Genomic DNA, 23,249 nt, shown 5'->3' on the forward strand with positions numbered 1-23,249 from the left:
TCATATACATGAAGGATGGAAGGGTTGGCATTCGTAATCCCCTGACGAAATCCTGTAAACCCATCCCTGCTCATCACTTGTACATGAGAATATGATTTCAGCCATTCGGTTAGTGTTTGTGGCAGCCGATCAGGCAAAAGCGCAACAGGATGATGATTGTCTAAATTGCAAATGATGGTTCCATACGTATGTCCTTTTCGAAAAGCGAAATCATCGACTCCGAGGAAAGGGAGACACCTCTACAGGAATAGAGGTTTTCCGAATGATGGTTAACAATGTATCATGGCTGACAGGAAGATGGACGGATTGCGCCACCTTTTGTGCAGAGAGACAGCTGGTAGAAAAAGCAATTTGCCGCAAGATGTGTTCTGCCCGAAGGGTACGGCGGCCATGCGGTGCCAGCCAATCATAACGCTCTGTAAATACTTTAACGGGACAAACAGGAGAATCACAAAACCATTTTCGAGAAATAAGCAGAAGAGAAACAGGCTGATCGGCGATAGGAAGATCTTGAATCACACGTGTATACCGACTATGCGGGCGGGAGGAAATATGATGACAGGCAGGACAGGGAGAAGACTCACGGATGCTTTTTACCGTTAAACGCAAACTATTACCGACATCAGATATATCCAGCAGTTCGATAGTTGGACTGAGAGGAGACCAGGAAAGATGAGCCATCGTCATACACTCCTTTTCTTTTTATTATATCAGTGTAGTTAATAGAAAGTCACTTCCCCAAATTAGCGTAAGAACCATTTCTTTTTGGAATCGTTGGCGCAATTTTTTGGAATTCCGATGTTTCGATTTTAGACGTTTAAGGACATATTTTTTTCCGGACCGCTTTTCTATTAGCAAATAGGTAATACCGTAAGCTCCAGCTCCCATCACTTCTTTGACGGCATAATTTGTATGTTCATCTATAAATTGTTTGAATAAGTGATGGGTTTTGTTTTCGATTAAATCCCGAATCATATATTAGCTGCTGAAGAAGCTTTTCGAACTGAAGAAGTGAGCGGAACGGAAAAAAGCGCTTCTTCTATGTCCCCTTTTGTAATAATGGTGTCCGTAATAATTATGTTTTTTGACGTAACGATGATAGTTGGAAGAAGAAATGCGTTTTCCGCCCAGCAAATATTTAAAAAATTTTCCGATCATCCTCGACTTCCTCCTTAACGAAGACGTATATATAATAAGTACGAATGAAAGGGAAATAAGTTTCGTAATAAAATTAAATATTGGTAATATTAACAATTCTTTATAAAATCTATTCTGAAGAATATCCCTTTAAGAAAGGGTTCATTTTTGGTATAATACCTACTAAACTAACTGTTTAACTAGGTTTTAATTTCCCACTTTTCTTTATGAATCAGCATAGGTGCCTACGCAGTAACCGATGAATGGCATACATTGAAGATAGTTTGAAGAATAAGGGGGAAGAAAAAGTGTATCCTTTTTACAATGAAAATCAAGACGGCTTTGAGCGTTTTGATGATGCAACTCGCAGAGGATTCGGAAGAACACAGCCGCCAAGTTTTCCTGGAGGATTTCCGGGCGTTCCGGGGGGAGGTCCAGGTTTTCCGGGGGGACTTCCAGGCGTACCGGGAGGAGGGCCGGGTTTTCCTGGAGGATTTCCGGGCTCGCCGGGCATGCCGCCTATTGGGGGCCAAATGACGCCGCCTGCAGCTCCACCGCCAAGCTTTACCCCTCAACTCAGTACCTTCCAAGGAACAGCGGAATTTTCCCGCCGCGGCGGTGGCCGTGGAATCGGTAGATGTTTCTTCCGAAATACATTTATTTGGTTGACAAACGGGAATAGCTTTTGGTTCTATCCGATGTTTGCCTTTGGAAATTCCATTTTCGGTTTCCGTTGGAGAGGCAACCGGGGCTGGGTATATGAAGTGTTGAACCGCCATCGAATTGCATTTTTCCAATGCTACTGATCTCCGCTGATTGTTTTGATAAGGGGTTTGTTGAAGCGGAGGAGTTCCCTCAATAACGCTCGGAACAGATGCCCCTTATCAAGGTTTTACATAATTTTAATTGTTCCAATGGTTCTTTTTTTTAATTTATAAGAATAATCATTAGAAAGAAAAAGGAGGGTAGGCGGAGTGGAAAAAATACAGCAAACGAGAGAGAAGGTATTGAACAGCGTATGCTTCTTGTCGGATGAACAATTAAACGAAGTTCCGGAAAAGGGGAAATGGTCGATTGCCCAGGTGTTGGAACACCTATATTTAATGGAAATGAATACAGTAGACGGAATTTTGGAAACGCTATCAAAAGATGAATACAATCCTGTTGAAGAAAAACCCCTTCATCACATATTGGACAGGACAGTGAAGCGTGTTGCGCCGGATGATCTGACACCTTCCGGAGAGTTTCAAACTCTTGAAGAGCTGAAACGGAAATTGAGCAAGTCGAGAGAAGCGTTATTGAAAAGCATTGAAGGGGTAAGCGAAGAAGAATTGGAAAATAAATCCTTCATCCATAGAAGGTACGGGCTGCTATCGATTCGCCAGTGGGTTTCATTGATCGGCTATCATGAAGAGCGGCATCTGCAACAAATTGAAGAAATCAAAGAATCCTTGTTGAAAAAGGCTAAATGAAAAAACACCTTCGATTATTGCAAAAAGGCATAATCGAAGGTGTTTTAATTTATTCCAAATCATAAAGTCGAATTTTGATATACTAAACTTCTCTTTTAATCATACAATCTTTTGAATAATTTTTCTTTAACACAAATATATATACTATAAAGTTGTGTCTATTTTGTTACAAAAAAGATTTTTTTGGAGAAGGGAAAGGGGAGAGTCCAAGGTGTCCATTGTTGCCATGGGGTCGGCAATTTTTGTCATGTTCATTCTTTCTCAAGCATTTTTATATATGCAGGAAAAAAGAAAAGAAAAATCCAGGGAGTATAAAGAGATTGCACAAAATTACATCTTGCCCTATTTGAATGAAGTGTTTTTATTTATTGACTTAAAAACGGATGTCCGAAATGAAACGGGCGTGCCGATGATTACAATAAGCCCGGATGAAATCATTACAAACTTGCAGATAAGGATTCGCTATGGAGATGCGAAAATCATGAATGCCCTTTACCGGTACTTCAATGCGGCAGCGTATTTCGAGGGACGTGGAGAAGCAAAAAATTTAGCGACTTACGATGTATTTTTCCGTTATTTGGAACATGCCTATAATTCGATTGAAAAAAGTGAATTTAAAGATGATCAATTGCTGGATGACGTATTGAAATGCCAAAAGATTTATGGCATGGCTTTTGTGCTGACGATGATCCTGGGAAATGATGAGGCATTGAAGGTCCTTTCATACAGATGGCTTTGGAGCGAAAACTTCTTAAACAAAATCTCAATATATCTGTTGGAAGATTTAATAAATAACTACAATAAAGCAACAATGGAAGAACATAAGCTGCTGGAATTTTTGAGAATATTAAAGAAAGATTTTCACATGTCCCCTGAGATTGACAGATTCCAGGAGCTGAAAAATTACTTGGAAGAGGCGTTTTTTATAGTGGAAAAGAGATGGCTGAACTACAGTAGCTAAGATCTTAGCTACCTTTTTTATTCATATTTTTCTTTTATTTTCATATAAGAAATGGGAGAGATTCTATTTTTGCGAGGGCATTTATATATAATATAATAGTCAATTGTCAGCGAATCAGTTCGATTATAGTAGAAAGTAAGGTGAAACGATGAAAGCTTATATCTTGAAACTATCATTTAAAGGAATTCAACCGGAAGTATGGAGACGGGTGATTATACCGGCTGGAGCAACTTTTAATCGGCTACACGAAACCATTCAATATGTAACCAACTTTAAAAGTTATCTGGAACCGTACCATTCATTTTGCTTTCCGTTGGAGGACGCCATTATAACGAATAGTGAAGAGTTGATCGGGCAAAAGGAAGTAGACGGCAAAAAAGTGAAACGGCCGACCCGCATAAAAATTGACCAATATATAGAGGAAACCGGCGAAATGATTTATCAATACGATTTTGGGGACCAATGGGAGATTGCGATTACCTTGGAGGATACGGTAGACGATTATTACTTTGGTTATCCCACTTTGCTGGACGGCGGTGGGATGGCGCCGCCGGAAGATGTCGGAGGACCAGCCGGCTATATGAAGTTTCTGGAAATCATCCATGAACCGACCCACCCGCAATATACTTCAAGCAGGGAATGGGCAGAATCGATGGGGTATAAACCATTAAACATGGACCAAATCAATGCACTACTAAAAAATGTGAAATTTAAAAAGACCGAGTGGGAACATATCCATCATGAAAACTATATCGTCATATCCGATAAATATCGCGGGTCTGAAGTAATCGATCCCGAACAAGTGACGAATAAAGATTTGATTTTCGATTATATTGTAAGCTGTACGAACTTGTATGGTATTGTTCCGTATTATAAAGTCATTCAAATTTATAATTTGCAAAACAAGCCAAAAATTACGAACAAGGATCTGCTGGCCATTGCAACTGATTCGCGCTACAAAAAACAATTGGAAGAATCCAATGTCGTTATTAAACTGGATCGCTTTGTCCACAAATCCCTTGAAGAGAGCAAGGCTACGGAAAAATTGGAGCAGTATGTTATCGGCAAGCCTTTCTATATTCCTGAAAAAGAGGAATTGCTCAAGTATAAAGATGAATTTTATTATGAAAAAACGAAATATCACCGGGAACTGGCAAGATTATTGGAAAAAATTGAACGGACTGAAAACAGGCCGGTTCAGGAAATGATCGACGAACTCGTATGGAAAATGAGAATAAAGAATTACCAATTCAATATTACGATGAAAGAGTTTTTGAACCTATTCGCCTTTGAAGATATGAATCAGGTAAACGAAGTAACAAGAATGATTTTTACCGTCGCAAATACAACAAGGCTTTGGGATAATCGGGGATATACGCCGAAGGAATTGGCGGATCTTTCAAAACCGAAGCAAACCAAAATTGTGGCGGGGGCAAAAATCGGGCGCAACGATCCCTGCCATTGCGGAAGCGGAAAAAAATATAAAAAATGTTGCGGGCGATAAGAAGAGCAGAGGCGGCATTCTCGGTCCATGTCTCTCATGGATTGGTTGCCGCCTTGTTTTTTTGCTATTTGATTTCTATTGTTCCGCTGGATACATCCAGGTGGATGTCATATTTTCCTGAACCATAAGTTCCGCGCAAACGATCTTTTTCCGCTACTTCATTTTTCAGAGGGAAATGATTTTTGATTGTGCCGCTCGATGTTTTTCCATCAATGTTGAAGCTGCTGTCTTTTGGCAAATCAAGGGCGACTCTTCCTGAATTTACTTCCGCCTCAATGTCACCGGCTAATTGATCAAGCTGAATGGAGACGTTTCCTGAAGCAACCTCGATATCCAGTTCGCCTGTAAAATGCTTGATATCGATATCTCCTGAAGCGACATCCAACGAAGTGGATTTTGTATGAAGGGAGCCGATGTTAATGTCGCCGGAGCCGACTTCCATTTCCAATGAATTAAGAACCGTGTCATCAGACAATTGAAAGTCAATATTTCCGGAAGCCACTTCCAATTTTAAATCGCGGTCATATTTTTCAGGAATGGTAACAATAAGTTTTGTCCCCCTTCCAAAATTCAACAAAGAAAACCATTGGCGGTGATACTCGATTTCAATTGTATTCCCTTTCTTTGAAAGGGAGACATTTCCTTTCCCTTTTAATTCCGCTTCCACATAGTCCTGGTTTTTGGAAATGATCGTTGTATCCACACCTTTCGTGTCCAGCTTGATGGAATCTATTTCATTTGTTACTTCTGCACGGTGTTCTTGGGACAGGAACCAATTCGGGACATTGAAAAATAAACTGATAAGCAACAATAAGATGACGATGGCTAAAACGGTTTTTTTCATGGGAGCCTCCTAGAATTTTTTTGTCTAACAACATATTAGACAAAAAATGGAGGGACAACAACATTCTGCAGATTTATTTCATTCTAAGACCTGAGAAGTAGGGAAATAAATTTGGGAATAAAAAATTAGAAGAAGCAAAAAAAAAGATGATTTGGGGAAAAGTAGATTTTTTGCAAAAGTATGTCGATCAGGAGCCGCTTTTGTCATTTGCAAAAGCAGACATAATTTTAGTTTTAATGTCTTTGGGATTTGTCATGTTCTTGAGGGTGATGGGCGGATACTGCATCCACCACTTTGATCGGCCGCATCATATCATGGTCTTCGTGTTCGAGCAAGTGGCAATGCCAGATATAATTTCCCGCATGTTCTTTCCAATGCATGATGACTCTTGTAACCATTCCGCTTGGCGCTCTCACTGTATCTTTCCAGCCCTTTTCGAAATCAAGCGGAGGCTCCGGATCGCCTGTAAATTCCAGAATTTCCCCGTTGCTGTTTTGATACACATCCACATTAAACGGCCTGCGATCGAGAATTTGAAACTGGATCAGATGAATGTGTATCGGATGGGGAATCGGGGTTGCATTGATGAATTCCCAGATCTCGATGCTGTCCAAAGCCGGCTTCTCGGTGCAAGGCTCATGGAACATTTTGTTGTCGAGCATCATCATGATTCTGCCGTATTGGTCTGTACCTACGGATAGTGGCAATTTGCGGACGGTTTGGGCGTGATGTTCATGCAAATCCATGGATTCCGCAAGTTTTGCCGGAATTTCGCTTGTATCTTCCCCCTTTAAAGGTTTGATTACGCGGAACAACATAATGTCCCTTTTCGGGTCGGTTTCATCCAACAACGCATTGATCAATTTGATGTTTTCCTTTTTAAATTTGGAGAAATCGACAATTACATCAACCCGTTCCGCCGGCATCAGATCGATGGACGGAACTTCCACAGGAGCAGTTAAAAAACCTCCATCCGTACCGATCAGATGGAACGGGGCTCCATTATCAAGCTGAATTCTATAAGTGGAACCGTTGGAACCGTTTAAAATACGGAACCGGTATTTTCTCGGTTCGACATCCAAATACGGCCAAACTTTGCCGTTGACAACCATGAAATCCCCGTTAAAAAATGGGACAATTGTTGGGATAAATGGTGCAGGGATTGGGAACGGGGCATTTTCCGGCGGACGGTCCGGATAAAACAGAGAACCGTCTTCATTGAACGATTTGTCCTGGATAAGAAGAGGATACTCATAATCCCCCTTTGGCAAATTCAACCTGTCTTCCAAAGCATCCCGAATAAGATAAAATCCTGTCAGCCCTGCATAAACATTGAGCCTAGTCATGGCCATTGTGTGATCGTGATACCAAAGGGTGGCTGCCGGCTGGTGGTTTGTATATTTGTGCACCTTTCTTCTGAATTTTGGGCCGGTATATTCATAATTTTGTGTATACCATGCTTCCGGGTGCCCGTCGCTTTCCCAATCGACATGGGCTCCATGCACGTGTACGACGGAACGGACTTCCGGCGAGTCTCCCACACCGTGCAGCGAACGGTCGACAGGAAGAAAATGTTTTTTCGGAAGCCTATTTACATATTTCACGTAAATCGTTTTATCTTTTCTTGCTTCAATGGTCGGCCCCGGATAAAGGCCGTCATAGCCCCAGATTTTTGTAAGGGGAAAGTCCCGGTGGAACCGATGGAGCGATTCTTTCATGACAATTTCAAAATAAGAATTGGACGGATAGTCGGGGTGGGGCTTTGGTTTGGCGACTGAAGGTTTTTTTAATGCCGTTACAAATTTCGGCACCGTTGAAGGGTCTTTCGGATTTACCTTCGTTTTTGCCATTTTTCACATCCTTTGAGCATATTTTAATAATTATCTTATTCATTGGGGCCGCCATATGTTTCAATGGAAATGGATTAATACGGAATCATCGGAAGGAGGGTGGAATTGGATATTAATAGAAAAAATGGATTGATGATAGAAATTTTCTATAATGAAATTGCCGGAATCGGGATTGACAGAGTGATCGGATTTCATTATCCTTATTCTCAAAATAAAACAAAAACATTCTGGCCGACTAAACCACTAGAGGCTCCTTTATCTTATTAAGATGAGGGAGCCTCTTGTTTTTTTGAAGAAAGTGGAGGGGGGCGGGAAAAAGAAAAATTCTTTTTTTGAATCATTTCCATACGGAAAGGTCAACGATGGGGAACACCCTTGTGAAATTTTTCGCATTTAAACATAGTAAATAGGTTTGTATAAACGGGATTATATTTTTTGCAAATCCCATACCTAGCACAATCTTTAAATACTACTAAATAGATTGGAGTTGTTGTATATGTCGAAAAGACAATTGAGACTTGGGGCCTTCTTAATGCTTCCAGGCCATCATGTGGCAGCATGGCGATATCCAAATGTAAAGAAGGAAAATTTATTGAACTTTGAATTTGCGAAGCAGCAGGCGCTGACCGCCGAGCGCGGCAAGTTCGATATGGTGTTTTTGGCGGATGGGCCGACAGCCGGTTACCGGTCCCACGCTTTTGAACAGCATTCAACGATTCGTTTTGAACCGTTCACCTTATTGTCTGGCCTTGCCGCGGTGACTTCCAAAATCGGGTTGGTCGGCACCGTATCCACCACTTACAACGAACCGTTCAACGTGGCCCGCAAATTCGCTTCATTGGACCATTTGAGCGGCGGCCGGGCCGGATGGAATGTTGTGACAAGCCATGGAATCGAGGCCGCCAACAACTTCGGCTACAAGGAAGAACCGTTGCATGCGGAACGCTATGAACGGGCTGAAGAATTCGTGGATGTGGCGAAAAAGTTGTGGGACAGCTGGGAAGATGACGCCATTGTCTTTGATCAGGAACACGCAAAATTTGCGGACAAGGAAAAGGTGCATGAAATCCGCCATGAAGGCAAATGGTTCAGCGTGACGGGGCCGTTGAACATCGCCCGCCCGGTGCAAGGCTATCCGGTCATTGTGCAGGCGGGATCTTCCGAAGCGGGGAAGGAACTGGCCGCCCGGACTGCAGAGGTGATTTTCACGGCATGGCAGACACTGGAAGAAGCGCAGGCGTTTTACAGGGATGTGAAGAGCCGCATGGACAAATACGGACGCCATCCGGATGAGCTGAAAATCATGCCGGGCGTCTATCCGATTGTCGGCAGAACCATCGAGGAAGCGGAGGCAAAACGCCGGAAGCTTTTGGATTTGATTCCGGAATCATTGGGGGTATCTTTATTGTCCCAGCAGTTGGGAGTGGATTTGAGCGGCTACCCGGTGGACGGACCGCTGCCGGAGCTGCCGGATGTATCCGAAATCAATGGCATTAAGAGTCGTTCCCAATTAGTAAGGGATTTGGCGGAACGCGAGAACCTGACCATCCGCCAGTTGTACCAACGCATTGCCGGAGCCCGCGGCCACCGCGAGATCATCGGCACGCCGGAACAAATCGCCGACCAATTGCAGGAATGGTTCGAGAATGAAGCGGCGGACGGCTTTAATATCATGCCGCCGACATACCCGGACGGCCTGGACGACTTTGTGGAGTTGGTGATTCCGGAGCTGCAAAGAAGGGGCCTTTTCAGAACGGAATACGAGGGCTCCACATTGCGCGAACATTTAGGTTTGGAAAGACCTGCCAATCAGTTTGCGAAGAAAACATTAGTATAAAAAATCTTGATTAAGGAGTGTATTGGATATGACAAAAAGACAGTTGGCATTAGGAGCATTTATCAATTTACCTGGCCACCATGTGGCGAGCTGGAGACATCCGGAAACAGAAGTGCGCAAGATCACAAATCTATCCTATTTAAAAGAGATTGCGAAAATTGCAGAAAACGCAAAGTTTGATAACTTGTTCTTTGCCGATGTATTCGGTCAGCCGATTTTGGAAAATGCCCATTCCGGTTTAAAACTGGATCCGGTAGTGATCATTTCCGCTTTGGCGGCGGTGACGAAAAATATCGGTTTAACGGCCACTTTGACAACATCCTATAACGACCCGTTCCATGTGGCCCGCAAATTTGCGGCGATCGACCATTTATCAAATGGGCGCGCGGCCTGGAACATCGTAACATCAGCGAATGAACGGGAGGCGCTCCTGTTCGGCCGCGATGAACATTATGCCCATGCGGAGCGCTATGAACGCGCGGAAGAATTTGTGGAGGTAGTGAAAAAATTATGGTTCTCCATTGATGAAGAGGCGCTGGTAATCGATAAGGAAAGCGGACGTTACTACGATATTGATAAAGTGACGGAAGTGAACCATGAAGGAAAGTACTTTAAAGTAAAAGGAACATTGGATGCCCCTTCCACACCGCAAGGACATCCGGTGCTAGTGCAGGCAGGCTCTTCGGAGGCAGGAAAGGAATTGGCGGCCAAACATGGCGAAGTCGTGTTCACCGCATGGCAAACATTGGAGGATGCCCAAAAGTTCTACAGGGATTTGAAAGGCCGATTGGCGAAATACGGACGCGAGCCGGAAGATTTAAAAATCATGCCCGGGGCTTTCATCATTGTGGCGAAAACGGAAGAAGAAGCGAAAGCAAAACATGAACAGTTGAACAACTATATTACGCCTGAAGTGGGATTGGCCTATTTATCCAGATATGTGGGCTTTGATTTATCGGGCTACGATTTTGATGGTCCAATTCCGGATTTCGAAGGGCAACAACGGGATCATACAGATCCGAATATCCGTTCCAATATCGTCAAAGGAATTGTAGAAAGAAAAGGATTAAAAACATTGCGGGAATTATATAACAATATCGCCGGAGCCCGCGGTCACCGCGAGATTGTCGGCACGCCGGAGCAGGTGGCGGACCAGTTGCAGGAATGGTTTGAAAACGAAGCGGCGGACGGGTTCAATATCATGGCGCCGACTTTCCCTCAAGGATTGGTCGATATAGTGGAACTTGTCATTCCGGAATTGCAGCGCCGGGGAATCTTTAAAACAGAATATAAAGGTTCAACATTGCGGGAAAATCTCGGATTGAAACGGCCTGTAAATCCGTTTATCAAACAAAAAATTGGGACAGTAAATGTGTGATTAATCCCTATTATACAAAGATGATTTGTATTATATAAAGTTTAAGAACGGTGAGTTTTAAAAGGGATTCGGAAGCCGACTTAACCAAAGGAGGCTCCTTTATCGACATGAATAAGATAAAGGGGCCTCCTAAAGAAGATAGGAAAAACTTGATTCTCCCATGCTGTTTGGAATAACTGATGGACGCCTTCAAGGGAAATGGATAGAAGCTTCAAGGAGAATCAGGGGGTAAACGGCAAACATTTTGCACTATAAACATAGTAAATATATTATTTTAATCATATTTAAGGAGGCAAGCGATGGAGAAGATCAAATTCGAAAGAGTAACAAAAAAATTTTTGATCCGGGATGACCAGAAAAAAGGCGCATTGCGTGAATTTACGGCCATTCAGGACATTGATTTTTCCGTAAAAGAGGGAGAGTTCATCACATTGGTTGGGCCGAGCGGATGCGGGAAGTCCACGCTGCTGGATCTGTTGATGGGGCTTTCCAGGCCGACGAAAGGCCGGATTCTGATCGACGGCCGGGAAATTGACGGGCCGGGGCTGGACCGGGGAATCGTGTTCCAGCAGTATGCGCTGTTTCCATGGAAAACCGCCCGGGGCAATATCGAGTTCGGCCTGGAAGCGAAAGGGATTCCGAAAAGCGAATGGAAAGAGCGGGCGGATCATTATTTGGATCTGGTCGGATTGAAGAAGTTTGCCGACCGGTATCCCCATGAGCTGTCCGGGGGCATGAAGCAGCGGGTGGCCATCGCGAGAAGCCTGGCCTTTAATCCGGAGGTGCTGGTGATGGATGAACCGTTTGCTGCCCTGGATGCGCAAACGCGGGAGACGCTGCAGGCGGAATTGCTGCGCATCTGGGAGAAGACGGGAAAGACGATCCTGTTTGTGACCCACGGCATTGATGAAGCGGTGTATCTCGGCCAGCGGGTCGTGGTACTGACGGCCAATCCCGGCACGGTCAAAAAAATCGTCGATATTCCGCTGAAGAACTGGCTGGAGGATGCGGATATCAAATCAAATCCAAAATTTGTGGAAGCCCGGCATGAAGTGTGGAGCTTACTGCACGAATCGGAATTTATCGGGGCGAATATTTAAAGGAGGGACTGCAAAATGGTATCCATTAAAAAATCTGTTGGGTATATCAAGAAGAGTAAGCTGCACAAGCAAGATTCACAATTACATTTCTTAACGAAACTCTTTAAATCTTCGATTGTAATCATTCTGTTTCTGTTCATTTGGGAATTTGCACCAAAGTTAGGAATCGTAGAAGCGACATTCTTACCTCCTTTTTCGGATGTGGTCAACGCATGGTGGGAATTAATTAAGTCCGGGGAATTGTGGTTTCATTTTAAATCAAGCATTTTGCGATCATTATTCGGCTTTTTATTGGCTTTGGCCATAGCAATTCCTTTAGGTTTAATTATTGGCTGGTATCCGTTAATGCGGGATTTGTTGACACCGATACTGGAATTATTCCGCAATACCGCAGCGTTAGCTTTGCTTCCAGTGTTTATTTTGATTCTAGGTATTGGAGAGCTTTCAAAGGTCTCAATTATTTTATTCGCTTGTACTTGGCCGGTGCTATTGAATACAATTTCTGCAGTAAAAAATGTGGATCCCTTATTGATAAAATCAGCGCGTTCAATGAATATTTCTTCGATTAAGCTGTTTTATAAAGTGATTTTACCTGCTTCTGTACCGACAATTTTTACCGGAGTCCGGATGGCAGGAACAGGTGCCATTTTGGTTCTTATCGCTGCTGAAATGGTAGGGGCGAAAGCTGGCCTGGGTTATTTTATCACATATACCCAATATAATTTTTTAATTCCTGAGATGTATGCGGGGATTCTCACAATTTCAATATTAGGACTGATCATTAACTACGGACTTTCGAGCATAGAAAACTATTTTTCAAGATGGAAACAGTAACAATTTTCGCTTAAAAATACTAAAATAATAGGTTTACTAAATAAAAGGTGGTTATTTAAATGAAAAAATTATTCTCATTATTGTTTATTGCTTCAATTCTGCTTATTTTAACTGCATGCGGCGAAAGCAAAGAGGATACCCAAAAAAGTGTTTCAGCTGAAAACAAGCAAGATACAGTATTGGAATATCAAAGTACCGCCGGGGCTGTTTCGTTTGCGGAATTAGCATACGCATTGGGATATCTTGGTGATATAAAGCTTGAAAAAGTAGGAGATTATAAGGGAGGCCCTGAAAGCATCCAACTAACGGCTACCGGGGAAACGGACTTTGGCAGCAGCTTTAATGGCGCAATTGCAAAATCGAGAGCTCAAGGGGTAAAAATAAAGTCGGTCATTTCCTATTATGGCAGCGATAAAGATACGTATCTGGGCTACTATACATTGGAAACTTCAAATATTAAAGAAGCGAAAGATCTGATTGGCAAAAAAGTGGGTGTAAACATTTTAGGGGCACATGCTGAAATTGCTTTAAAGCAATACTTGAAAGACAACGGTCTGTCAGAGGATGAAATTCAAAAAGTAGAATTGGTTGTAATCCCGACAAGCAGTGCCGAACAAATTTTACGTTCGGGGCAAGTTGATGTGATTGCCCTCAGCGGGATTGCACGTGATAAAGCAGTAGAAAATGGAGGATTAAGATTGCTCTTTAAAGACACCGATTTATTTGGCGAGTTTGTAGCAGGCACATACTTCTTCTCTGATAAGTATATAGAAGAAAACCCGGATACAGTGAGAACGTTTGTAGAAGGTGTAGCGAAGGCAATTGAATGGGCAAGAACAACTCCTCGCGAAGAAGTCATTGCAAAGATGGAAGAAATTATCAAAGCACGTCCGGGGAATGAAACTACAGAAAATGTTAAATATTGGAAAAGTACAGGGATTGCCAGTGAAGGTGGCATCATTTTGGAAAAAGATTTCCAAGTATGGATTGAATGGTTAGAAAATAACGGTGTAATCAAAGAAGGGCAAGTGAAAGCGAAGGACATATACACTAATGAATTTAATCCATACTCTAAATAATTTTTTATTTTAAATACAACTAAATCAATGGGAGTGATTGGGTATGGCGAAAAAACAATTAAAACTGGGGGCATTTTTGATGCTTCCGGGCCATCATGCCGTGGCATGGAGATATCCGGCGGCCAAGGCCGAAAACGTACTGAACTTTGAATTTGCGAAGCAGCAGGCGCTGACCGCCGAGCGCGGCAAGTTCGATATGGTGTTTTTGGCGGATGGTGTATCGGCAAGATATCGATCCAAGGGTTTTGAACATGAACATACCGCTTATTTTGAACCGTTCACCTTATTGTCGGGCCTTGCCGCGGTGACTTCCAAAATCGGATTGGTCGGCACCGTATCCACCACTTACAACGAACCGTTCAACGTGGCCCGCAAATTCGCTTCATTGGACCATTTGAGCGGCGGCCGGGCCGGATGGAATGTTGTGACAAGTTACGGAATAGAAGCTGCCAATAATTTTGGGTACAAAGAAGAACCGGTGCATGCCGATCGCTACGAACGGGCGGAGGAGTTCGTGGATGTGGCGAAAAAGTTGTGGGACAGCTGGGAAGATGACGCCATTGTCTTTGATCAGGAACACGCAAAATTTGCGGACAAGGAAAAGGTGCATGAAATCCGCCATGAAGGCAAATGGTTCAGCGTGACGGGGCCGTTGAACATCGCCCGCCCGGTGCAAGGCTATCCGGTCATTGTGCAGGCGGGATCTTCCGAAGCGGGGAAGGAACTGGCCGCCCGGACTGCAGAGGTGATTTTCACGGCATGGCAGACACTGGAAGAAGCGCAGGCGTTTTACAGGGATGTGAAGAGCCGCATGGACAAATACGGACGCCATCCGGATGAGCTGAAAATCATGCCGGGCGTCTATCCGATTGTCGGCAGAACCATCGAGGAAGCGGAGGCAAAACGCCGGAAGCTTTTGGATTTGATTCCGGAATCATTGGGGGTATCTTTATTGTCCCAGCAGTTGGGAGTGGATTTGAGCGGCTACCCGGTGGACGGACCGCTGCCGGAGCTGCCGGATGTATCCGAAATCAATGGCATTAAGAGTCGTTCCCAATTAGTAAGGGATTTGGCGGAACGCGAGAACCTGACCATCCGCCAGTTGTACCAACGCATTGCCGGAGCCCGCGGCCACCGCGAGATCATCGGCACGCCGGAACAAATCGCCGACCAATTGCAGGAATGGTTCGAGAATGAAGCGGCGGACGGCTTTAATATCATGCCGCCGACATACCCGGACGGCCTGGACGACTTTGTGGAGTTGGTGATTCCGGAGCTGCAAAGAAGGGGCCTTTTCAGAACGGAATACGAGGGCTCCACATTGCGCGAACATTTAGGTTTGAAAAGACCTGCCAATCAGTTTGTAAAAAAATCATTCGTTTAAAAATTGGCACTAAAAGAGTATGGAAAATTTGATCGTCCTTTTTTCAAATTTATATGCGATTTAAATTCAGCCCGAGAAAAAGTTCTTAATTGCAATAGAGGTGTAGAAGCTTGGAAGAGAATCTCTGGACAAAGGATTTCATCATTACATCCTTTGTGAATTTTCTGCTGACCATCATGAATTTCTTGTTCATGGTAACGATGGCCAATTTTTCTGTTGAAACATACGGAGTAAAAGTGAGTACGGCAGGTTTGTCAGCGAGCATTTTCGTTCTTGGATGCCTTTTTGGTAGGGTATTAGTAGGAAAACTGATAGGGAGATTTGGCATATTCCGTGTACTAAATGCCGGGCTGCTCGGAGCGGTGATGTTTTCATTGAGTTACTTTTTCGTCGCTTGCAAGCCATCTGACGTCGTTAGCGATTTTCATGTGATGTTTTCATTGAGTTACTTTTTCGTCAAAGGCGTGGAAACGCTGCTTTTAACCCGCATTTTCCATGGTTTTATGCTGGGTCTGGCAAGCACCGCTTTAAGCACCATTTGTGTTCAAATTGTACCTTCTTCCAGAAAAGGGGAAGGAATCAGTTATTATGGCTTGAGCAATGTGCTAGGGGCAGCCATCGGGCCGTTTCTGGGCATGCTGTTCATTGACTTAAACAATGGATTTCGATGGCTGTTTACTACGAATGTTGTGACAGTCATCGTCTGTTTAATCATTATTCACTTGGCCCGCATACAGCTTCCTCCTGCAAATCAGCCGGATCACGAAAAGGAAGCAAAGGTTTTCAACATTTCCGATTATATCGATAAACAGCGATTCCAATCTCTCTGCTGATGTTGGCGATCGGGTTCGGCTTTTCGAGCGTGACCTCCTATTTGACCCTTTATGGAAAAGAAACGGGATTGATGGAGGCCGCAAGCTATTTCTTTCTAATACATTCCATCAGCGTCATTTGTTCAAGACCTTTTACAGGGAAAGTAATCGATTCACGCGGAGCCAATATCGTAGTGTATCCTTGCATATTATTATTTGCGACGGGCATGTTCATTTATAGCCGGTCTACGGCCACTTGGATGGTTCTTTTGGCGGCAGCCTGCATGGGACTGGGGTTCGGCAATTTTAATTCAGCCGCCCAAATGATTGCGGTGAAAAATGCGGAGCCATCCCGTTTGGGACATGCAACCGCAACCTACTTTATGTTTTTGGATTTAGGATTCGGCTTGGGTCCATATATTTTGGGCCATATTATCGAAGGTGTCGGCTTCCGTTTGCTTTATTTGTTGGCATCCTGCATTGCATTGATTTGTATGCCGGTCTATTATAATGGTTTATGGGAATAAAGAAAAGCAGGCATATATGATGAAGAATTAACGAAAGTACTGATTTCGTTCAGAATTCAAAAACGGAACCCCCTTATCGCTGAATTCGATAGGGGGTCTGACAATAATGCCGGAATTAAACGCTTAATCCTTCGATAAAGTTTTCGATTTCTTCCTGTGTTTTGCGGTCACGGCTGACAAAACGGCCGATTTCTTCGCCTTTGTGGTAGGCGATGAAACTCGGAATTCCAAAAACATCAAGTTCACCGCATAAATCGATAAATTGATCGCGGTCTACCAAAATAAAGGCATATTGGGAATATTTTTCCTCGATTGCCGGAAGGAATGGTTTAATAAAAATACAGTCTTTGCACCAATCGGCAGAAAACACAAATATTACACGCTCTTCGTTTTTTAGTTCGCTGAATTGTTCGATGGATTCAAGTGTTTGCATCTATTATTCCCCCAAATGTATGTTATCTATTAATAAAAGGTATAATATCACAACATTTGCTATAAAACAAACTGCATTACTCTGATTATAATGCTCCCTTTTCTTGCAGAGAACGGTTGACGCAAAAAAGGGCTCTTGATGACAAACGTGCTTAACAACTAATGTTAAGCACGTTTTTTAGGTGCCGTGAAAATTTTACAAGTTGAAAAGGACACATGCTTTGAAATTTTCGGGATATTCTAATGGAAGAAAGGAGGATGGGCGTGATTCGAAAAATTTTTCTCTCCTTAAGTTTAGCGGTTGCATGTTCATTGTTCTTTCCTGTTTTTGCAAATGCAAACGAAAATAAGGAAGATGTTTACAAAGAAAGAATGGATTTGTATAAAAGCTATGAAACTCCATTTGTTCCGTGGCATCGTTTGGCTGCAATCGACCAATATGAACGAAATATTCAAGAAGTGCGAAAGGATATACCAAAGAGGGAAAGCGTCATCGCCATCCAGTTTTCCCATGAATTTTGGGCAGGCGAGTTCAACCCCAATATCGAGGATACCGCGCCATTTACGATTCAATATTTTGGAGGCAATGGCCTTGACGGAAATGGCGATGGCAAGGCGGACAGAAATGACGACCAGGATATCCTTTTTACGATGGCCAGCTATTTAAATAAATTTGGGCCGTCGGAAGAAGATTTTAAAACGGCTTTGTGGGAATATTACAAAGATGAAAAGATTATCAATCAAATTATGACCATTGATAAGCTTTATAAACATTTCAATACCATTCGGCTGGACAAACATATTTTTCCGATTCCCGTCCGCGGGTACAACTACAGCTACAAAGGTACTTGGGGCGCCAGCCGCGGCTGGGGCGGAAGAAGAATCCACGAAGGAACGGATATATTTGCGGGATACGGAACGCCGGTTTTATCCACCTCATATGGAGTGGTGGAAGTAATGGGCTGGAATCAATTTGGAGGCTGGAGAGTCGGCATCCGGGATAATCACAACACATACCACTATTATGCCCATTTGGCCTATTTCAATAAAGGGCTGAAGGTGGGCGATATCGTAGAACCGGGAACGGTTCTCGGCGGTGTCGGAAGCTCGGGATACGGCAAAGAGGGGACAAGCGGCAAATTCCCGCCCCATTTGCACTATGGCATGTATAAGTTCAATGGGCGGACGGAATGGGCTTTTGATCCATATCCTCATCTCTTGCAATGGGAAAAACAGACAAAAAAACAGCAAAAATCATAAGGTTGCCTTAGCCAAAACGCTGGGGCAACTTTTTTAATTTCAATGTTAGGTATTGAAAATTTTCTCGGTTTATGCAACAATGAGGGTAAATCAAATTTAATAAAAGCATTACACCACTAGGGGTGCTATGGATTAGCTGAGAGAGGCGATGCCTCAACCCTTTGAACCTGAACTAGGTAATGCTAGCGAAGGGAAGTGGTTTTAGGGACTCGTGTGTCTATAAGTGTGTTTTTTCTGAAAATGGAATTCGAGTTTTAAAGCCACTTCTTTTATGAAGTGGCTTTTTTTATTTATTTTATCATGGGATGGGGGAAGTGCGATGAAGTTTACGGATCGTATATTTGAAAAGTACCAATCCGTTTGGAGAAAAAACCATGAACATCCTTTTGTGAAAGAGTTGGGGGCAGGCACTTTGGACCCCGGCAAATTCCGTTTTTACATGATTCAGGACTATCTATATTTAATTGAATATTCCAAATTGTTCGCTTTAGGCGCGGTGAAAGCGACAAATCTTGAAGTCATGACCATCTTCGCCAATTTGCTTTATTATACGATGAATGGGGAAATGGAGCTGCATAGAAACTATGCCAGCCGCTTCGGCATTACAGAAAGGGAACTGGAAGAAGCGGAACCGTCTCCGGTGACCCTTGCCTACACCCACTATATGCTGGCTGTAGCCCAAAACGGTTCCCTTGCAGAATTGGTGGCCGCCCATTTCGCCTGCGCATGGAGCTATTGGGAAATTGGCTGCGAGCTTGCGAAAATTGAGGGGGCAAAAGAGCATGAATTGTATGGTGACTGGATCAAAACATACAGTTCGGAAGAGTTTGGCCAGTCTGCGCAATGGAACTTCGATTTGCTGAATGAGCTGGCGGAAGGAAAGCCGGAATCTGAGCTTCTGAGATTGGAGGATATTTTTCTGAATACGACCCGTTTTGAATATATGTTCTGGGATATGGCCTACCGTAAACAAATGTGGCCGATGGATGAACAGGTAAGCGTGTAAGGCCCGAATTTTGATGGAAGGAAGGCATTGCATTGGAACTTCATGCCATTACAGACGGGAAAAAAACAAATGAGGAACTGAAAGAAATCATCGTTTCAATCTCCGGGATTGTTGATTACATTCACATACGCGAAAAACAAAAATCCCCCGCAGAATTGATGGTTCTAATAGAAGAACTCATTCATGCAGGGGTGGCCAAAGAAAGGCTGGTCATCAATGACAGGCTTGATGTCGCACTGCTTGCAGGAATTCCAAATATCCATCTTCCTGCAAACGGTCTTCCTGCCGTTAAAGTGAAAACCGCCTATCCCCACATGAGGGTGGGGGTCAGCACCCATTCGCCGGAAGAAGCGAAAGCGGCCGAAGAAGCGGGGGCAGATTACTGCATCTTTGGCCATATATTTGAAACGGACAGCAAAAAAGGACTGGCAGGAAGAGGGCTGGATGCCCTAGGAGAAGTTGTGGAAAAAGTAAAGATTCCGGTGATCGCCATTGGCGGAATTACGCCGGCGAACGCCAAAAAAGTGCTGGAGAAAAAAGCGCGCGGCATTGCGGTAATGTCCCATATTTTTTCGTCGAATCAGCCCAAGGAAGCGGCCGCCCTGTTAAAAAAGGACTTTGAAGGAGGAGCGAGGTTGCAGCTTTACATTAATGGCCAGAAGACGGAAGTGGAAGACCATGTCCAAAATGTGGAGGATTTATTGAACTTTTTCAAATTGCAGGACCGCATCGTCGTTGTGGAGCAAAACGGCGAAATTGTGCTGAAAGAACAATACGGCAATCAGCCGGTGAATGAAGGAGATAAAATTGAGATTGTCCATTTTGTGGGAGGGGGATAATGATGTTAAAAATTGCAGACAAAGTTTTTAAATCAAGATTGTTGCTGGGTACAGGGAAATTTCCGAATTTTGAGATTCAAAAGGAAGCGGTGGAAGCTTCCGGAGCCGAAATATTGACGTTCGCCGTAAGAAGAATGAACATTTACGAACCATCCCAGCCCAATTTCTTGGAAATGCTGGATCTTTCAAAATATACTCTGCTTCCAAATACAGCAGGGGCAAAAACGGCGGAAGAAGCGGTAAGAATAGCGAAACTTGCAAAAGCTTCCGGACTTTGCGATATGGTGAAAGTGGAAGTGATCGGCGATGACAAAACCCTTCTTCCGGACCCGATTGAAACATTGAGGGCGTCAGAGATGCTGTTGAAGGAAGGCTTCATTGTTCTGCCATATACTTCTGATGATGTGGTCTTGGCCAAAAAACTGGAGGAATTGGGGGTTCACGCCATTATGCCCGGCGCTTCCCCAATCGGTTCCGGACAGGGGATTGTCAATCCGTTGAACCTTTCGCTCATCATCGAACAGTCGAAAATTCCGGTTATTGTCGATGCGGGCATCGGTTCCCCTGCCGATTGTGCGATTGCAATGGAATTGGGGGCGGACGGCATTTTATTGAATTCCGCAGTGTCAGGCGCAAAAGATCCGGTAAAAATGGCAAAAGCCATGAAATTGGCGATTGAAGCAGGAAGACTCGGCTATGAAGCGGGAAGAATTCCGAAAAAACGCTATGCGGTCGCTTCGAGTCCGGCGGAAGGGATGCTCACATCATAATGGAACGGTATTCGCGGCAGCTTTTGTTTTCTCCCATTGGCGAGGAAGGGCAGAAAAAGTTGTTGAAAAGCCATGTGCTGATCGTCGGGGCGGGAGCGTTGGGTTGCGCGAATGCCGAGATGTTGGCCCGGGCCGGCATCGGCAAAATCACCATCATTGACCGGGATTACGTCGATTGGACGAATCTCGGCCGGCAGCAGCTTTATACGGAAGAAGACGCAAAAAATAAGCTGCCAAAAGCCGTTGCGGCCCAGAAACATTTGCAAACCATCAATTCCGCTATACAAATCGAAGGGATTGTAGGGGATTTTTCGATTGAGATGGAAGACGTTGTAAAGGATGTCGACCTCATCATTGATGGAACGGATAATTTCGAGACAAGGTTTTTCATCAATGATGTGGCGATGAAGCACGGCATTCCGTGGATACACGGGGCTGTTGTGAAAAGTTATGGGCTGACCGTTTCCATCGTCCCGAAACAAACACCGTGCTACCATTGCCTGCTGCAAGTGATTCCTTCCGATGGCATGACATGTGATACGGTCGGTGTCATCGGACCGGCGGTGCAAATGGTGGCTTCGTATCAGTCCGCGGAAGCGTTGAAATATCTGGCATCCGGTGAAGTTTCCAAACAGTTGGTTTCCTTCGATGTATGGAAAAGGGAACATTCCATCATAGATGTGTCATCGTTAAAAAAGCAAGATTGCCCTTCATGCGGCGACAATCCCTCATATCCATATTTGACAAAGGAAACGGGGTTGAAAACAGCGGTATTATGCGGGAGAAATACGGTGCAAATCCGTCCGCAGCAGAAACAGCAGATCTCCTTTGAACAGATTTCCAAAAGGCTTAAACCCATTGTGGAAGACTTAAAGGCGAATCCATATTTAATTTCATTCCAGGCAGAAGATGTACAAATTGTCCTCTTTCAAGATGGGAGGGCATTGATCCACGGGACAAAAGAAAAAGAAAAGGCAAAGATACTGTATCAGAGATATGTAGGTGCATAGAAGAAGACAGTTGTTTAAGGGTACGAGCGGAGAACAAATTCTCCGCTTTTTATCATTCCAAAATAAAGAGCCCTCCCTTAAAGGAGGGCCGCATTTCAATGTAAGCTGCCTTGCCGGAATATTAGAGTTTTAAAACCACAACTCCACCAGGTGGGTGTCCGCAGAAGATTTCCTGTATATCGTCAGTCCATGTGGATGACGCCCGCCATTCCATCTTCGATCTAGAACTCCCTATTTCAGTTCAAAGGTTAAAACTTAATATGTCAACGAACAACGCAGCTTAATGTAATGGTAAAGGAATATGTAATCGTATTCAAGTAAGTATCTTTTTAATAAAAAGTCAAATGTTTAATATGGAAAAACAGAAGAATTTTGAGCAAAATAAAAAGTCTCGATTGGATCCGTTATGTCAGTCTTGAGGCTTAATTTTATCCAAAATTTCATTTGTCAATTTGGCGACATCGATTTGAGTATCTTCTTTCATCACATCCTTCAAAATGACATTCCGGAAATAATGGACACTTACCTTCAAAGGCATTTGAAGGAGATTCGTCAATGCCTGCTGATACATAATGATGAATTCTTTGTCCGTATTGCCCCGCTTCAGCTCGGCAAAGGATTCATAAAATTGGTCAAGTTTATCGGCAAATTCCAAAAGTCGGCCTTCCAGCGTCCCATCTTTTCCTTCTTTCATCCGCTTGAAAAAGATTTCCTGAAATTCCGGTGGAATCTCTTCCTTAATGAATTTTTCCATCATTTTTTCTTCTACATGGGCAAGCATTTGCTTCAATTCTTCGCTTGCATGTTTGACCGGCGTCTTAATGTCGCCGATGAACACTTCCGCAAAATCATGGTTAATTGTTTTTTCATAAAGGGATTTCCAATTCACTTTAGCGCCGTGCATTTCTTCAAGGGTTCCAAAGAATAGGGCGTATTGGGCCACTTTCCAGGAATGGGCGGCTACATTATGTTCTTCAAATTTAAATCGCCCCGGGGCGCGGAAAATGCGCTCCAAGTCATTTAAGCTTGTAAAAAATCGATGGATTCCGATTGTCAACACTCCTATCATGATGATTAATTCATTACATCATAGTTTACCCATCAGGCAGCCTTTTAAACTGCAAGCAAAAAAAGCGGGGGAAACGGGCAATCTATAGACAAGAAGATTGTCACTGAATTTATAAAAAAAGGTATATAAGATACATGTTATACT

At 43.6% G+C, this 23,249-nt stretch carries 25 protein-coding genes, 1 other RNA gene, 1 pseudogene and 1 riboswitch; of the genes and pseudogenes, 18 read left to right on the forward strand and 9 right to left on the reverse strand.

Annotated features, from left to right (window positions below):
* From FKZ59_RS02010 to FKZ59_RS02025, 4 genes and pseudogenes are all read right to left on the reverse strand, one after another.
* Positions 1–176: pseudogene (locus tag FKZ59_RS02010) on the reverse strand (hypothetical protein); the annotation flags it as partial.
* A 34-nt stretch (positions 177–210) separates the two neighbouring features.
* Positions 211–681 carry a transposase family protein gene (locus tag FKZ59_RS02015; protein ID WP_081162459.1) on the reverse strand — a complete coding sequence of 157 codons (471 nt, stop codon included), beginning with the start codon at positions 679–681 and terminating at the stop codon, positions 211–213.
* 24 nt (positions 682–705) lie between these two features.
* Complete coding sequence (locus FKZ59_RS02020; protein WP_141601073.1) at positions 706–975, reverse strand: hypothetical protein; 270 nt, start codon at positions 973–975, stop codon at positions 706–708.
* Positions 976–978: 3 nt separating this feature from the next.
* Positions 979–1,158: a hypothetical protein gene (locus FKZ59_RS02025; protein WP_141601074.1), complete on the reverse strand. Its 180-nt coding sequence runs from the start codon at positions 1,156–1,158 to the stop codon at positions 979–981.
* 287 nt (positions 1,159–1,445) lie between these two features.
* On the opposite strand from FKZ59_RS02025, the gene FKZ59_RS14605 reads away from it, so the two are divergent.
* The 4 genes from FKZ59_RS14605 (at position 1,446) to FKZ59_RS02045 (ending at position 5,074) form a co-directional block, all read left to right on the forward strand.
* Complete coding sequence (locus tag FKZ59_RS14605; protein WP_181733138.1) at positions 1,446–1,943, forward strand: hypothetical protein; 498 nt, start codon at positions 1,446–1,448, stop codon at positions 1,941–1,943.
* Between the two features lie 168 nt (positions 1,944–2,111).
* Positions 2,112–2,609 (forward strand): DinB family protein, encoded by a 498-nt coding sequence (locus tag FKZ59_RS02035; protein WP_141601075.1) that lies wholly within the window; start codon positions 2,112–2,114, stop codon positions 2,607–2,609.
* A gap of 211 nt (positions 2,610–2,820) precedes the next feature.
* On the forward strand, positions 2,821–3,570 hold the full coding sequence (locus tag FKZ59_RS02040; protein WP_141601076.1) for a hypothetical protein: 750 nt from the start codon (positions 2,821–2,823) through the stop codon (positions 3,568–3,570).
* A gap of 148 nt (positions 3,571–3,718) precedes the next feature.
* A complete protein-coding gene (locus FKZ59_RS02045) occupies positions 3,719–5,074 on the forward strand; it encodes an IS1096 element passenger TnpR family protein (RefSeq protein WP_141601077.1) in 1,356 nt (451 codons plus the stop codon).
* Positions 5,075–5,138: 64 nt separating this feature from the next.
* Here the strand turns inward: FKZ59_RS02045 and FKZ59_RS02050 are convergent, their stop codons facing one another.
* Both FKZ59_RS02050 and FKZ59_RS02055 read right to left on the reverse strand, forming a co-directional pair.
* On the reverse strand, positions 5,139–5,918 hold the full coding sequence (locus FKZ59_RS02050) for a DUF4097 family beta strand repeat-containing protein (protein WP_141601078.1): 780 nt from the start codon (positions 5,916–5,918) through the stop codon (positions 5,139–5,141).
* A gap of 233 nt (positions 5,919–6,151) precedes the next feature.
* Positions 6,152–7,768 (reverse strand): multicopper oxidase family protein, encoded by a 1,617-nt coding sequence (locus FKZ59_RS02055; protein WP_141601079.1) that lies wholly within the window; start codon positions 7,766–7,768, stop codon positions 6,152–6,154.
* 105 nt (positions 7,769–7,873) lie between these two features.
* Between FKZ59_RS02055 and FKZ59_RS14610 the strand changes: the two genes are divergently transcribed.
* The 9 genes from FKZ59_RS14610 to FKZ59_RS02095 all read left to right on the forward strand — a co-directional run bounded on the left by FKZ59_RS14610 (position 7,874) and on the right by FKZ59_RS02095 (position 16,719).
* A complete protein-coding gene (locus tag FKZ59_RS14610) occupies positions 7,874–8,035 on the forward strand; it encodes a hypothetical protein (RefSeq protein ID WP_181733139.1) in 162 nt (53 codons plus the stop codon).
* A gap of 229 nt (positions 8,036–8,264) precedes the next feature.
* On the forward strand, positions 8,265–9,605 hold the full coding sequence (locus FKZ59_RS02060; protein ID WP_141601080.1) for an LLM class flavin-dependent oxidoreductase: 1,341 nt from the start codon (positions 8,265–8,267) through the stop codon (positions 9,603–9,605).
* Between the two features lie 28 nt (positions 9,606–9,633).
* Positions 9,634–10,983 (forward strand): LLM class flavin-dependent oxidoreductase, encoded by a 1,350-nt coding sequence (locus FKZ59_RS02065; protein ID WP_141601081.1) that lies wholly within the window; start codon positions 9,634–9,636, stop codon positions 10,981–10,983.
* 299 nt (positions 10,984–11,282) lie between these two features.
* The gene (locus tag FKZ59_RS02070; RefSeq protein ID WP_141601082.1) at positions 11,283–12,083 is read left to right on the forward strand and encodes an ABC transporter ATP-binding protein; all 801 of its coding nucleotides are present in this window, start codon (positions 11,283–11,285) and stop codon (positions 12,081–12,083) included.
* A gap of 15 nt (positions 12,084–12,098) precedes the next feature.
* Positions 12,099–12,917 (forward strand): ABC transporter permease, encoded by an 819-nt coding sequence (locus FKZ59_RS02075; protein WP_141601083.1) that lies wholly within the window; start codon positions 12,099–12,101, stop codon positions 12,915–12,917.
* A gap of 59 nt (positions 12,918–12,976) precedes the next feature.
* Positions 12,977–13,996, forward strand: coding sequence for an ABC transporter substrate-binding protein (locus FKZ59_RS02080; protein WP_141601084.1), 1,020 nt, complete (start codon positions 12,977–12,979; stop codon positions 13,994–13,996).
* Positions 13,997–14,039: 43 nt separating this feature from the next.
* Positions 14,040–15,380 (forward strand): LLM class flavin-dependent oxidoreductase, encoded by a 1,341-nt coding sequence (locus FKZ59_RS02085; RefSeq protein ID WP_141601085.1) that lies wholly within the window; start codon positions 14,040–14,042, stop codon positions 15,378–15,380.
* Positions 15,381–15,490: 110 nt separating this feature from the next.
* Positions 15,491–16,213, forward strand: a complete 723-nt coding sequence (locus FKZ59_RS02090) for an MFS transporter (RefSeq protein WP_141601086.1) — start codon at positions 15,491–15,493, stop codon at positions 16,211–16,213.
* A gap of 29 nt (positions 16,214–16,242) precedes the next feature.
* Positions 16,243–16,719, forward strand: a complete 477-nt coding sequence (locus tag FKZ59_RS02095; protein WP_181733140.1) for an MFS transporter — start codon at positions 16,243–16,245, stop codon at positions 16,717–16,719.
* A 115-nt stretch (positions 16,720–16,834) separates the two neighbouring features.
* Here FKZ59_RS02095 and FKZ59_RS02100 read toward each other — a convergent pair whose 3' ends face one another.
* Positions 16,835–17,152 carry a thioredoxin family protein gene (locus tag FKZ59_RS02100; protein WP_141601088.1) on the reverse strand — a complete coding sequence of 106 codons (318 nt, stop codon included), beginning with the start codon at positions 17,150–17,152 and terminating at the stop codon, positions 16,835–16,837.
* Between the two features lie 257 nt (positions 17,153–17,409).
* Between FKZ59_RS02100 and FKZ59_RS02105 the strand changes: the two genes are divergently transcribed.
* The 5 genes from FKZ59_RS02105 to FKZ59_RS02125 all read left to right on the forward strand — a co-directional run bounded on the left by FKZ59_RS02105 (position 17,410) and on the right by FKZ59_RS02125 (position 22,036).
* A complete protein-coding gene (locus tag FKZ59_RS02105; RefSeq protein ID WP_141601257.1) occupies positions 17,410–18,411 on the forward strand; it encodes a M23 family metallopeptidase in 1,002 nt (333 codons plus the stop codon).
* Positions 18,412–18,519: 108 nt separating this feature from the next.
* Positions 18,520–18,622: riboswitch (TPP riboswitch) on the forward strand.
* Positions 18,623–18,730: 108 nt separating this feature from the next.
* Positions 18,731–19,417, forward strand: coding sequence for a thiaminase II (gene tenA / locus FKZ59_RS02110; protein ID WP_141601089.1), 687 nt, complete (start codon positions 18,731–18,733; stop codon positions 19,415–19,417).
* Between the two features lie 32 nt (positions 19,418–19,449).
* A complete protein-coding gene (tenI, locus tag FKZ59_RS02115; RefSeq protein ID WP_181733141.1) occupies positions 19,450–20,256 on the forward strand; it encodes a thiazole tautomerase TenI in 807 nt (268 codons plus the stop codon).
* A 2-nt stretch (positions 20,257–20,258) separates the two neighbouring features.
* Positions 20,259–21,026, forward strand: a complete 768-nt coding sequence (locus tag FKZ59_RS02120; RefSeq protein WP_141601090.1) for a thiazole synthase — start codon at positions 20,259–20,261, stop codon at positions 21,024–21,026.
* Positions 21,023–22,036: a ThiF family adenylyltransferase gene (locus tag FKZ59_RS02125; protein WP_141601091.1), complete on the forward strand. Its 1,014-nt coding sequence runs from the start codon at positions 21,023–21,025 to the stop codon at positions 22,034–22,036. Before FKZ59_RS02120 ends, FKZ59_RS02125 begins: the two co-directional genes overlap by 4 nt.
* A gap of 98 nt (positions 22,037–22,134) precedes the next feature.
* Here the strand turns inward: FKZ59_RS02125 and ssrS are convergent.
* Both ssrS and FKZ59_RS02135 read right to left on the reverse strand, forming a co-directional pair.
* Positions 22,135–22,321: non-coding RNA, 6S RNA (gene ssrS, locus FKZ59_RS02130), on the reverse strand.
* Between the two features lie 124 nt (positions 22,322–22,445).
* The gene (locus tag FKZ59_RS02135) at positions 22,446–23,096 is read right to left on the reverse strand and encodes a YfbR-like 5'-deoxynucleotidase (RefSeq protein WP_181733156.1); all 651 of its coding nucleotides are present in this window, start codon (positions 23,094–23,096) and stop codon (positions 22,446–22,448) included.
* Between the last annotated feature and the right edge of the window lie 153 nt (positions 23,097–23,249).

It is taken from the genome of Ureibacillus terrenus (assembly GCF_006569205.1).
Lineage (GTDB): Bacteria > Bacillota > Bacilli > Bacillales_A > Planococcaceae > Ureibacillus > Ureibacillus terrenus.

Excerpts from the sequence above, each read along its gene's own strand:
- FKZ59_RS02015 (WP_081162459.1), bottom strand. The coding sequence starts at position 681 with ATGGCTCATCTTTCCTGGTCTCCTCTCAGTCCAACTATCGAACTGCTG.
- FKZ59_RS02020 (WP_141601073.1), bottom strand. The coding sequence starts at position 975 with ATGATTCGGGATTTAATCGAAAACAAAACCCATCACTTATTCAAACAA.
- FKZ59_RS02025 (WP_141601074.1), bottom strand. The coding sequence starts at position 1,158 with ATGATCGGAAAATTTTTTAAATATTTGCTGGGCGGAAAACGCATTTCT.
- FKZ59_RS02045 (WP_141601077.1), top strand. The coding sequence starts at position 3,719 with ATGAAAGCTTATATCTTGAAACTATCATTTAAAGGAATTCAACCGGAA.
- FKZ59_RS02050 (WP_141601078.1), bottom strand. The coding sequence starts at position 5,918 with ATGAAAAAAACCGTTTTAGCCATCGTCATCTTATTGTTGCTTATCAGT.
- FKZ59_RS02055 (WP_141601079.1), bottom strand. The coding sequence starts at position 7,768 with ATGGCAAAAACGAAGGTAAATCCGAAAGACCCTTCAACGGTGCCGAAA.
- FKZ59_RS02060 (WP_141601080.1), top strand. The coding sequence starts at position 8,265 with ATGTCGAAAAGACAATTGAGACTTGGGGCCTTCTTAATGCTTCCAGGC.
- FKZ59_RS02065 (WP_141601081.1), top strand. The coding sequence starts at position 9,634 with ATGACAAAAAGACAGTTGGCATTAGGAGCATTTATCAATTTACCTGGC.
- FKZ59_RS02070 (WP_141601082.1), top strand. The coding sequence starts at position 11,283 with ATGGAGAAGATCAAATTCGAAAGAGTAACAAAAAAATTTTTGATCCGG.
- FKZ59_RS02075 (WP_141601083.1), top strand. The coding sequence starts at position 12,099 with ATGGTATCCATTAAAAAATCTGTTGGGTATATCAAGAAGAGTAAGCTG.
- FKZ59_RS02080 (WP_141601084.1), top strand. The coding sequence starts at position 12,977 with ATGAAAAAATTATTCTCATTATTGTTTATTGCTTCAATTCTGCTTATT.
- FKZ59_RS02085 (WP_141601085.1), top strand. The coding sequence starts at position 14,040 with ATGGCGAAAAAACAATTAAAACTGGGGGCATTTTTGATGCTTCCGGGC.
- FKZ59_RS02100 (WP_141601088.1), bottom strand. The coding sequence starts at position 17,152 with ATGCAAACACTTGAATCCATCGAACAATTCAGCGAACTAAAAAACGAA.
- FKZ59_RS02105 (WP_141601257.1), top strand. The coding sequence starts at position 17,410 with ATGGGCGTGATTCGAAAAATTTTTCTCTCCTTAAGTTTAGCGGTTGCA.
- tenA (WP_141601089.1), top strand. The coding sequence starts at position 18,731 with ATGAAGTTTACGGATCGTATATTTGAAAAGTACCAATCCGTTTGGAGA.
- FKZ59_RS02120 (WP_141601090.1), top strand. The coding sequence starts at position 20,259 with ATGTTAAAAATTGCAGACAAAGTTTTTAAATCAAGATTGTTGCTGGGT.